Genomic DNA, 10,583 nt, shown 5'->3' with positions numbered 1-10,583 from the left:
GCAATTAGAAGGTCTACGTACAGAACCTCAGGATGATCCTTAAGGAACGCGTTCGCTTCGTTAAGCTGAACGGCACGCGGGGGTACCGACATGATGCAACACCTTTGTTGTTAAAAATATCAATCATTGATCTCTTCGGGTTTCAGTCAACCCGAACGGCATGCCGAAGTCAAGCGAGGCCTTTTTTGCCCTAAAAAAGCGCCATGAGGGCTTTTTTGGGGCTTTTTGGGGCAATTTTTTGGGATTGGGGCTCTTGGAACCAGCACGTTTGAGCGGGCCGTGTTGTATTTTTTACGGGGGTGTTGTGTAAAAAAATGAACAAGGCTAAGCTCGATTCAAACCCATAACAGCAATAATACCGGGGTGCTTCATGTCTCGCCTGCCGTTAATCGGCGTCACCGCCTGCTCCAAACAGGTCGGTCTGCATGCTTATCACATCAGTGGCGACAAATACGTCCGTGCAGTGGCCACCGCTGCCAAGGGCTTGCCGTTGATTATTCCGTCCCTGGCGGATCTGCTCGACCCGGCCAATATTCTTGACGGTCTGGACGGCATTCTATTTACCGGCTCACCTTCCAATATCGAACCCTTTCACTACGACGGTCCGGCCAGCGCGCCCGGGACTGCTCATGATTCTGCACGGGACCAAACCACCCTGCCGCTGCTGCGTGCAGCCATAGCGGCCGGCGTTCCGGTACTGGGGATTTGCCGTGGCTTCCAGGAAATGAACGTGGCGTTTGGCGGCAGCCTGCACCAGAAGGTTCATGAAGTGCCGGGCATGATGGATCACCGCGAAGACGACACCCAGCCGCTGGACATCCAGTACGGCCCGGCACATCCGGTAACCATCTCCCCGAATGGGGTATTGGCAAGCCTGGGCTTGCCGTCGACCATCCAGGTCAACTCGATTCATTCACAGGGGATTGATCGCCTGGCGGCCGGTTTCCAGGTCGAGGCCACCGCGCCGGATGGCCTGATCGAAGGCTTTTCAGTGCCCGCGGGCAAGGCTTTTGCTTTAGGAGTGCAATGGCACCCCGAATGGCAGGTAAGCTCTAACCCGCACTACCTCGCAATCTTCCAGGCATTTGGCAATGCCTGTCGAAAGCGGGTGATGCAACGCGACGCGGATGCTGCGTCAACTTACGCCTGACCTTTAATGGATGTCAGGAAACACAGCCCAGAGGCATTTATGAGTAACAACCTCGACCAGCTCACCGATTGGTTGAAAGACCACAAGATCACAGAAGTCGAATGCATGATTGGCGACCTCACCGGCATCACCCGGGGCAAGATCTCGCCGACCAACAAGTTCATCGCCGAAAAAGGCATGCGCCTGCCCGAAAGCGTTCTGTTGCAGACCGTGACCGGCGACTATGTCGAAGACGACATCTATTACGAATTACTCGACCCGGCCGACATCGACATGATCTGCCGCCCGGACGAGAACGCGGTGTACCTCGTGCCCTGGGCCATAGAGCCTACGGCCCAGGTGATCCACGACACCTACGACAAGCAAGGCAACCCGATCGAGCTGTCGCCGCGCAACGTGCTCAAGAAAGTCCTCAAGCTCTATGCCGACAAGGGCTGGCAGCCCATCGTGGCGCCGGAGATGGAGTTCTACCTGACCAAACGCTGCGAAGACCCGGACTTCCCGCTGCAACCGCCGATTGGCCGCTCCGGTCGCCCGGAGACTGGCCGCCAGTCCTTCTCTATAGAAGCGGCCAACGAATTCGACCCGTTGTTCGAAGACGTCTACGACTGGTGCGAATTGCAGGAACTGGACCTCGACACGTTGATCCACGAAGACGGCACGGCGCAGATGGAAATCAACTTCCGTCACGGCGACGCACTGTCCCTGGCCGACCAGATCCTGGTGTTCAAGCGCACCATGCGCGAAGCGGCGCTCAAGCACGACGTGGCGGCCACCTTCATGGCCAAGCCCATGACCGGCGAGCCCGGCAGTGCAATGCACCTGCACCAGAGCATCATCGATATCGCCACCGGCAAGAACGTGTTCTCCAATGAAGACGGGACCAAGAGCGAGCTGTTCCTGCACCACATCGGCGGCCTGCAGAAATTCATCCCCGAGCTGTTGCCGCTGTTCGCCCCTAACGTCAACTCGTTCCGCCGCTTCCTGCCCGACACCTCGGCGCCGGTCAACGTGGAGTGGGGCGAAGAGAACCGCACCGTTGGCCTGCGGGTTCCGGACGCCGGCCCACAAAACCGTCGGGTGGAAAACCGCCTGCCCGGTGCCGACGCCAACCCGTACCTGGCGATTGCCGCCAGCTTGCTGTGTGGCTACATCGGCATGGTCGAAGGCATCAGCCCAAGCGCACCGGTGGTGGGGCGTGGTTACGAGCGCCGCAACCTGCGCCTGCCGCTGACCATCGAAGACGCCCTGGAGCGCATGGAAAACAGCAAGACCATCGAGAAATACCTGGGTCACAAATTCATCACAGGCTACGTCGCGGTCAAGCGGGCCGAGCATGAAAACTTCAAGCGCGTGATCAGTTCGTGGGAGCGGGAATTCCTGCTCTTCGCCGTCTGATGCGCCGGGCGCGCCCTTCAAACGGCGCGTCCTCACCTGAAATATCTAGGAGATTGGTATGTCCAGCAACAACCCGCAAACCCGTGAATGGCAAGCCTTGAGCAGCGATCACCACCTGGCGCCGTTCAGCGACTTCAAGCAATTGAAAGAGAAAGGCCCACGGATCATCACCAAAGCCCACGGCGTTTACCTGTGGGACAGCGAAGGCAACAAGATTCTCGACGGCATGGCCGGCCTGTGGTGCGTGGCGATCGGTTACGGTCGCGATGAACTGGCTGATGCGGCCGCCAAGCAGATGAAAGAACTGCCTTACTACAACCTGTTCTTCCAGACCGCCCACCCGCCGGTGCTGGAACTGGCCAAAGCCATCTCCGATATCGCCCCGCAAGGCATGAACCACGTGTTCTTCACCGGCTCCGGCTCCGAAGGCAACGACACCATGCTGCGTATGGTCCGCCACTACTGGGCGATCAAAGGCCAGCCGAACAAGAAAACCATCATCAGCCGCAAGAATGGCTACCACGGTTCAACCGTGGCCGGCGCCAGCCTGGGCGGCATGACTTATATGCATGAACAAGGCGACTTGCCGATCCCGGGCATCGTCCACATCGCCCAGCCTTACTGGTTCGGCGAAGGCGGCGACATGAGCCCGGAAGAATTCGGCGTGTGGGCGGCCAACCAGCTGGAAGAGAAGATCCTGGAGCTGGGTGTGGACAACGTCGGTGCCTTTATTGCCGAGCCGATCCAGGGTGCCGGTGGCGTGATCGTGCCCCCAGACAGCTACTGGCCGCGCATCAAGGAAATCCTCGCCAAGTACGACATCCTGTTCGTGGCTGACGAAGTGATCTGTGGGTTTGGCCGCACCGGTGAGTGGTTCGGTAGCGATTTCTACGGCCTCAAGCCCGACATGATGACCATCGCCAAGGGCCTGACCTCCGGCTACATCCCGATGGGCGGCCTGATCGTGCGCGACGAAGTGGTCGCCGTGCTGAACGAAGGCGGTGATTTCAACCACGGCTTCACCTATTCCGGTCACCCGGTGGCGGCAGCGGTAGCCCTGGAAAACATCCGCATCATGCGCGATGAACAAATTGTTAAGCACGTGCACGACGAAACGGCACCCTATTTGCAAAAGCGTTTGAGGGAACTGGCTGATCACCCGCTGGTGGGTGAAGTTCGCGGTGTGGGCATGCTCGGTGCCATCGAACTGGTTCAGGACAAGGCAACGCGCAAGCGTTATGAGGGCCGTGGTGTTGGCATGATCTGCCGCACGTTCTGCTTCGAGAATGGCCTGATCATGCGCGCCGTGGGCGACACCATGATCATTTCGCCACCGTTGGTGATCAGCAAGGCCGAGATAGACGAGTTGGTGACCAAGGCGCGGCACTGCCTGGACCTGACTTTGGCGGCATTGCAGGGCTAAATGCTAGGCTCAGAACGCAGCGCCTGTCGGGCGCTGCTTCTGGGGTGTTAGAAAAGCGGGGCATTGGTTGAAAGCCGGCCCCTGAACTTGCCAGACTGTCGCCCTGTTTTGTCGCCCTTAGACGGGCTGCGAAACACGTTGTAATTAAAGAACGAACGTGGCCCAAAAAAGAAAAAATTGGAGCATGACCGAATGAAGGCATTAGGTTTGAAGAACGCTGGCAAGACCCTCCTGGCCTTGTCCCTGATGGGGGCCATGGCAGGCGCGGCACACGCCGACGATAAAGTGCTGCACGTTTATAACTGGTCCGACTACATCGCACCGGACACCATCGCGAACTTTGAAAAAGAGTCCGGGATCAAGGTGGTCTATGACGTGTTCGACTCCAACGAAACCCTGGAAGCCAAGTTGCTGGCAGGCAAGTCCGGCTACGACATTGTCGTGCCGTCGAACAACTTCCTCGCCAAGCAGATCAAGGCCGGTGTTTACCAGGAACTGGACAAGTCCAAGCTGTCGAACTACGACAACTTGAACAAGTCCCTGCTTAAAGCCGTGTCCATCAGCGACCCGGACAACAAGCACGCCTTCCCGTACATGTGGGGCTCGATCGGCATCGGCTACAACCCGGAGAAGGTCAAGGCCGCACTGGGCATCGACAAGATCGACTCGTGGGACACCATCCTCAAGCCGGAAAACCTCGCCAAGCTCAAAGGCTGCGGTGTGAGCTTCCTCGATTCGCCAACCGAAATGCTGCCAGTGGCACTGCATTATCTGGGCCTGCCGACCGACACCCAGAAGAAGGAAGACCTCAAGCAAGCCGAGGCCCTGTTCCTCAAGCTGCGTCCTTCGATCGGCTACTTCCACTCGTCCAAGTACATTTCCGACCTGGCCAACGGCAACATCTGCGTAGCCGTGGGTTATTCGGGTGACGTGCAACAGGCCAAGTCCCGCGCGGCTGAAGCCGGTGGCAAGGTCAAGGTTGCCTATGACATTCCGAAAGAAGGTGCCGGCAGCTTCTATGACATGGTCGCTATCCCTAAAGATGCGGAGAATGTCGACGCTGCCTACAAGTTCATGAACTACCTGCTGAAGCCGGAAGTCATGGCGGGCATTACCAACAGCGTACGTTTCCCGAACGGTAACGAGAAAGCTACCGCGTTGGTCGACAAAGACATCACCAGCGACCCAGGCATTTATCCGCCAGCGGACGTGCAAGCCAAGCTGTATGCCATTGCTGACTTGCCGGCTGCTACTCAGCGGGAAATGACCCGCAGCTGGACCAAAATCAAATCGGGCAAGTAAAGCCGCTTTGATACCTGTTTTGCTAACTGCCGCGATGCGCGCGGTGGTTAGCGAAACAATTAAATGACAGAAAGTTTTGCCGGATCGGTTTATCGAGGGTAAGTTGCGCGCCGGTTTTGTTGCCGGGCAACAACTTCGGGCCCAACTATTTAAGAGGACCTCCACTTGCCAATTTCTTTATTTCGCAAAGCCTTGCTGGTGGGTGCAGGTATCACGCTGGCTGTCAGCGTGCAGGCCGCGCCGACTGTGCATATTTATAACTGGTCGGACTACATCGGCCCGGACACCCTGGCCAACTTTGAAAAGGCCACCGGCATCAAGCCGGTCTACGACGTGTTTGATTCCAACGAAACCCTGGAAGGCAAGTTGCTCGCCGGGCGTACCGGGTATGACGTGGTCGTGCCGTCGAACCACTTCCTCGGCAAGCAGATCAAGGCCGGCGCGTTCCAGAAGCTCGACAAGTCGCAACTGACCCACTACGCCAACCTCGACCCGGCGCTGCTCAAGCGCCTGGAAAAGAACGACCCGGGCAACCAGTACGCCGTGCCGTATCTGTGGGGCACCAACGGCATTGGCTACAACGTCGACAAGGTCAAGGAAGTATTGGGCGTCGACCATATCGACTCTTGGGCCGTGCTGTTCGAGCCGGAAAACATGAAGAAGCTGGCCACGTGCGGTGTGTCGTTCATGGACTCGGCGGATGAAATGCTGCCGGCGGTGCTCAACTACATGGGCCTCAACCCCAACAGCACCAACCCTGAAGACTACAAGAAGGCTGAAGAAAAACTCCTGAAAGTGCGTCCCTACGTGACCTACTTCCATTCTTCCAAATACATCTCGGACCTGGCCAACGGCAACATCTGCGTGGCGGCCGGCTTCTCCGGTGATGTGTTCCAGGCCAAGGCTCGTGCAGCCGAGGCGGGCAAGGGCGTGAACATCGCCTACGTGATTCCGAAAGAAGGCGGCAACCTGTGGTTCGACGTGCTGGCCATCCCCAAGGATGCGACCAACGTCAAAGAGGCCCTCGCCTTCATCAACTATTTGCTGAAACCTGAAGTGATCGCTCAGGTCAGTGATTACGTCGGTTACGCCAACCCTAACCCAGGGGCGGACAAACTGATGGAGCAATCGATACGCACCGACGAAGCGGTTTACCCACCGCAGGCGGTTCTCGACCGGACTTTTGTCAACTTCGAGCTACCCCCGAAAGTGCAACGTTTGATGACCCGTAGCTGGACCAAGGTCAAGACGGGCAAGTAAGGCTTAACGCTCAAACTATCCAAGGCTGGCCCGTATTGGGCGAGCTGCACTCTTTTTATTCTGGGAGTTTCGTAAATGGCAGTTGCCTCCGGCGCCTATAAGAAAGCCCTCGAGGGCGACCAGACACCGAAAAAGGTGCTGGTCAAAATCGACCGGGTCACGAAGAAGTTCGACGAGACGATTGCGGTGGACGATGTGTCCCTGGAAATCAAGAAAGGCGAAATCTTCGCCTTGCTCGGCGGATCGGGTTCGGGCAAATCCACCTTGCTGCGCATGCTCGCAGGCTTCGAGCGCCCAACGGAAGGACGCATTTACCTCGACGGTGTGGACATCACCGACATGCCGCCGTACGAGCGGCCGATCAACATGATGTTCCAGTCCTACGCCTTGTTCCCCCACATGACCGTGGCCCAGAACATCGCGTTTGGCCTGCAGCAGGACAAGATCCCCAAGGCCGAGGTCGACGCCCGTGTGGCCGAGATGCTCAAGCTGGTGCAGATGAGCCAGTACGCCAAGCGCAAGCCGCACCAGCTGTCCGGCGGCCAGCGTCAGCGGGTGGCGCTGGCGCGTTCCCTGGCCAAGCGTCCGAAACTGCTGCTGCTCGATGAGCCGATGGGCGCACTCGACAAGAAGCTGCGTTCGCAGATGCAACTGGAGCTGGTGGAGATCATCGAGCGCGTGGGCGTGACCTGCGTGATGGTGACCCACGACCAGGAAGAAGCCATGACCATGGCCGAGCGCATCGCGATCATGCACCTGGGCTGGATCGCCCAGATCGGCAGCCCGATCGACATCTATGAAACGCCGACCAGCCGCCTGGTGTGCGAGTTCATCGGCAACGTCAACATCTTCGACACCCAGGTGGTGGATGACGCCGAAGGCCACGCGGTACTCAAGTGCCCGGACCTGGACCGCGATATCTACGTCGGCTACGGCATCGCCACTTCGGTGGAAGACAAGTCGGTGACCTACGCCATCCGCCCTGAAAAGCTGCTGGTGACCACCGAAATGCCGACCTGCGAGCACAACTGGTCCAGCGGCAAGGTGCATGACATCGCCTACCTCGGCGGCCATTCGGTGTTCTACGTCGAATTGCCGAGCGGCAAGCTGGTGCAATCCTTCGTGGCCAACGCCGAACGCCGTGGCCAGCGCCCTACCTGGGGCGACCAGGTGTACGTGTGGTGGGAAGACGACAGCGGCGTGGTACTTCGCTCATGAACATGAAGAAGTTCAAACGCCAGCTGCAACGAATAACCCCCGGTGGCCGGCATGTGGTCATCGGGATCCCTTTCCTCTGGTTGTTCCTGTTCTTCATGCTGCCGTTCTTCATCGTCTTGAAGATCAGCTTTGCCGAAGCCGACGTAGCGATCCCGCCTTACACCGAGATCTACACCTTCGTTGAGCAGAAACTGCAGTTGGTGCTGAACCTGGCCAACTACGGGATGCTGGGCGATGACGAGTTGTACATCGCGGCGTACCTGGGCTCGCTGAAGATGGCGTTTTTCAGCACCATCCTCTGCCTGCTGATCGGCTACCCGATGGCCTACGCCATTGCCAGCGCACGCAAGGAAATCCAGACCGTGCTGGTGCTGCTGATCATGATGCCGACCTGGACTGCGATCCTGATCCGGGTCTATGCGTGGATGGGCATCCTCAGCAACAACGGGTTGCTCAACGGCTTCCTGATGTCCATCGGGTTGATCAACGAACCGCTGCAGATTCTCAACACCAACATCGCGGTGTATATCGGCGTGGTCTATTCGTACCTGCCGTTCATGATCCTGCCGCTGTACGCCAACCTGGTGAAGCACGACCAGAGCCTGCTGGAAGCCGCGTCGGACCTGGGTTCGAGCACCTTCAACAGCTTCTGGAAAATCACCGTGCCGCTGTCCAAGAACGGCATCATCGCCGGCTGCATGCTGGTGTTTATCCCGGTGGTGGGCGAGTTCGTGATCCCGGAACTGCTGGGCGGTCCGGAAACCCTGATGATCGGTAAAGTGTTGTGGCAAGAATTCTTCAACAACCGTGACTGGCCGGTGGCGTCTGCCCTGGCGGTGGTGATGCTGGCGATCCTGATCGTGCCGATCATCCTGTTCAACCGCAGCCAAGCCAAAGAGATGGAGGGCAAGATATGAAGCGCGTCACATTCTCAAGCTTCATGCTGGTGGCGGGGTTGCTGTTCATCTACCTGCCGATGCTGATCCTGGTGATCTACTCGTTCAACGAATCCAAACTGGTGACGGTGTGGGGCGGTTGGTCGATCAAGTGGTACGTCGGCCTGTTGGACAACACCCAGTTGATGGGCTCGGTCGGTCGTTCCCTGGAAATCGCCTGCTACACCGCGATTGCGGCGGTGGCACTCGGTACATTGGCGGCGTTCGTGCTGACGCGCATCAGCCAGTTCAAGGGCCGCACGCTGTTCGGCGGCCTGGTGACGGCGCCGCTGGTGATGCCGGAAGTGATCACCGGTCTGTCGCTGTTGCTGCTGTTCGTGGCCATGGCGCAGATGATCGGCTGGCCGCAGGAACGTGGCCTGGTGACCATCTGGATCGCCCACACCACGTTCTGTTCGGCGTATGTGGCGGTGGTGGTGTCGGCGCGCTTGCGTGAGCTGGACCTGTCGATTGAAGAGGCAGCCATGGACCTGGGTGCGCGGCCGTGGAAGGTGTTCTTCCTGATCACCATCCCGATGATCGCACCGTCGCTGGCGGCGGGCGGCATGATGTCGTTCGCGCTGTCGCTGGATGACCTGGTGTTGGCCAGCTTCGTGTCGGGGCCGGGTTCGACCACGTTGCCGATGGAAGTATTCTCGGCGGTTCGCCTGGGGGTTAAACCCGAGATCAACGCCGTGGCCAGCCTGATTCTGCTGGCGGTGTCGATCGTGACGTTCCTGGTGTGGTTCTTCAGCCGCCGTGCCGAAGAGCACCGCAAGAAAGCGATCCAGCAGGCGATTGAAGAAGCGGCTGCGGATGGTTGGGAGAAGCCGGCGGATTCGCGTCGGGCTCCAGCACCGGTCTAATCAGATAGCCCTGAAGAAACCGGATCAAAAATGTGGGAGCGGGCTTGCTCGCGAAAGCGCAGTGTCAGTCACCGGATGTATTGACTGATCCACTGCCTTCGCGAGCAAGCCCGCTCCCACATTTTGATTGCATTCCAATTCGGGTTAAGCAGTCCAAGGCGACTTGCGAATCACCTCGACGAAGTTCATCGGCTTGAACCCCGGCTCCTGATCCACCAGCACATCGGTCTTCACGTTGCCAAACGTGGTCTGCGGGCGATGGCGCAGGCCGTCGGCAAACGCGCAGATGATGCACTCCTTGAACCCTTCACCCCGTGGATGCGCATGCACCACCGCTTCGCGCTGCACGCTGGTAAACGCCGCGTACTCCATTCCCAGTACGTCCATTTCCACGCCCGCGGTCACCAGCGCCACGGTTGGACGCAAGTGCTTGGGCACCCCCGGTGTGGTGTGCAGGGCGATGGACAACCACACCTGTTCGATGTCGTCATCGCTCAACCCGTAAGGCTTGAGAAAGTCCGCCGCCGCGTTGGCGCCGTCCACTTCAAAGCGTTCGTCGTCACTGCGGTGACCTTCCACCAGGCCCAGGTCGTGGAACATCGCGCCGACGTACAGCAACTCCGGGTTATAGGCCAACTGCTGGCGCTCGCCGCTCAATGCGCCGAACAGGAACACCCGGCGGGAGTGGTGGTACAACAGGTCGGATTCGATGTCGCGGATGTATTCGGTGGTGGCCTTGGCCAGGGCGCTGTCCGGGATCTTGATGCCGGCGATGGTGGTGCTCATGGTCGTTCTCCTCAAGAAAGCGCCGGGGTTGGCGCCGATGAGTCCAGTCTGGTCGCGCGCCCGCGAAGGGGCCATCGCGGCGAGGATGCGATCCCGGCCAATGTGCCGCGATATCGCGCCAAGGCTATGCGCGATCAAATGTAGGAGCTGGCTTGCCTGCGATAGCATCACCTCGGTATACCTGCTACACCGAGGTGTCTGCATCGCCGGCAAGCCAGCTCCTACAAGGGTTGTGTTTATTCAGT

Annotated in this window: 10 protein-coding genes; 8 read left to right on the top strand and 2 right to left on the bottom strand. The window is 58.8% G+C overall.

Features of this window, described 5'->3' with window-relative positions; all coding sequences use genetic code 11:
• Nucleotides 1–92, bottom strand: a 92-nt coding sequence (locus ACIOMR_RS28080) for a hypothetical protein (RefSeq protein WP_401197612.1), incomplete at its 3' end; no start/stop codon positions are given.
• Nucleotides 93–370: 278 nt separating this feature from the next.
• Between ACIOMR_RS28080 and ACIOMR_RS28075 the strand changes: the two genes are divergently transcribed.
• From ACIOMR_RS28075 to ACIOMR_RS28040, 8 genes are all read left to right on the top strand, one after another.
• Nucleotides 371–1,150 (top strand): gamma-glutamyl-gamma-aminobutyrate hydrolase family protein, encoded by a 780-nt coding sequence (locus ACIOMR_RS28075; RefSeq protein ID WP_003213893.1) that lies wholly within the window; start codon nucleotides 371–373, stop codon nucleotides 1,148–1,150.
• Nucleotides 1,151–1,189: 39 nt separating this feature from the next.
• Entirely contained in the window at nucleotides 1,190–2,548 is a 1,359-nt protein-coding gene (locus ACIOMR_RS28070; RefSeq protein ID WP_003213891.1) for a glutamine synthetase family protein, read from the top strand.
• A 58-nt stretch (nucleotides 2,549–2,606) separates the two neighbouring features.
• Nucleotides 2,607–3,971, top strand: a complete 1,365-nt coding sequence (locus ACIOMR_RS28065) for an aspartate aminotransferase family protein (protein ID WP_003213889.1) — start codon at nucleotides 2,607–2,609, stop codon at nucleotides 3,969–3,971.
• A gap of 207 nt (nucleotides 3,972–4,178) precedes the next feature.
• A complete protein-coding gene (locus ACIOMR_RS28060; protein WP_003213887.1) occupies nucleotides 4,179–5,273 on the top strand; it encodes a polyamine ABC transporter substrate-binding protein in 1,095 nt (364 codons plus the stop codon).
• A gap of 165 nt (nucleotides 5,274–5,438) precedes the next feature.
• Nucleotides 5,439–6,533, top strand: coding sequence for a polyamine ABC transporter substrate-binding protein (locus ACIOMR_RS28055; RefSeq protein ID WP_003213885.1), 1,095 nt, complete (start codon nucleotides 5,439–5,441; stop codon nucleotides 6,531–6,533).
• Nucleotides 6,534–6,608: 75 nt separating this feature from the next.
• Nucleotides 6,609–7,751, top strand: coding sequence for an ABC transporter ATP-binding protein (locus ACIOMR_RS28050; RefSeq protein ID WP_003195240.1), 1,143 nt, complete (start codon nucleotides 6,609–6,611; stop codon nucleotides 7,749–7,751).
• Nucleotides 7,748–8,668 (top strand): ABC transporter permease subunit, encoded by a 921-nt coding sequence (locus ACIOMR_RS28045; protein WP_003213882.1) that lies wholly within the window; start codon nucleotides 7,748–7,750, stop codon nucleotides 8,666–8,668. The genes ACIOMR_RS28050 and ACIOMR_RS28045 overlap by 4 nt, the downstream gene beginning before the upstream one ends.
• Entirely contained in the window at nucleotides 8,665–9,552 is an 888-nt protein-coding gene (locus tag ACIOMR_RS28040; RefSeq protein ID WP_401197606.1) for an ABC transporter permease subunit, read from the top strand. The genes ACIOMR_RS28045 and ACIOMR_RS28040 overlap by 4 nt, the downstream gene beginning before the upstream one ends.
• A gap of 144 nt (nucleotides 9,553–9,696) precedes the next feature.
• On the opposite strand, the gene ACIOMR_RS28035 is transcribed toward ACIOMR_RS28040, so the two are convergent.
• On the bottom strand, nucleotides 9,697–10,338 hold the full coding sequence (locus ACIOMR_RS28035; RefSeq protein ID WP_003213877.1) for an HD domain-containing protein: 642 nt from the start codon (nucleotides 10,336–10,338) through the stop codon (nucleotides 9,697–9,699).
• Between the last annotated feature and the right edge of the window lie 245 nt (nucleotides 10,339–10,583).

Origin of the sequence: Pseudomonas sp. NPDC087814, from assembly GCF_044742865.1 — a bacterium.
GTDB lineage: Bacteria > Pseudomonadota > Gammaproteobacteria > Pseudomonadales > Pseudomonadaceae > Aquipseudomonas.
The sequence above is the reverse complement of the archived record's forward strand: the minus strand, read 5'-3'. Positions and strand labels throughout refer to the sequence as shown.

What these genes read in the sequence shown, in the direction of transcription:
- ACIOMR_RS28075 (WP_003213893.1), top strand. Translation starts at nt 371, where the DNA reads ATGTCTCGCCTGCCGTTAATCGGCGTCACCGCCTGCTCCAAACAGGTC.
- ACIOMR_RS28040 (WP_401197606.1), top strand. Translation starts at nt 8,665, where the DNA reads ATGAAGCGCGTCACATTCTCAAGCTTCATGCTGGTGGCGGGGTTGCTG.
- ACIOMR_RS28045 (WP_003213882.1), top strand. Translation starts at nt 7,748, where the DNA reads ATGAACATGAAGAAGTTCAAACGCCAGCTGCAACGAATAACCCCCGGT.
- ACIOMR_RS28070 (WP_003213891.1), top strand. Translation starts at nt 1,190, where the DNA reads ATGAGTAACAACCTCGACCAGCTCACCGATTGGTTGAAAGACCACAAG.
- ACIOMR_RS28065 (WP_003213889.1), top strand. Translation starts at nt 2,607, where the DNA reads ATGTCCAGCAACAACCCGCAAACCCGTGAATGGCAAGCCTTGAGCAGC.
- ACIOMR_RS28035 (WP_003213877.1), bottom strand. Translation starts at nt 10,338, where the DNA reads ATGAGCACCACCATCGCCGGCATCAAGATCCCGGACAGCGCCCTGGCC.
- ACIOMR_RS28050 (WP_003195240.1), top strand. Translation starts at nt 6,609, where the DNA reads ATGGCAGTTGCCTCCGGCGCCTATAAGAAAGCCCTCGAGGGCGACCAG.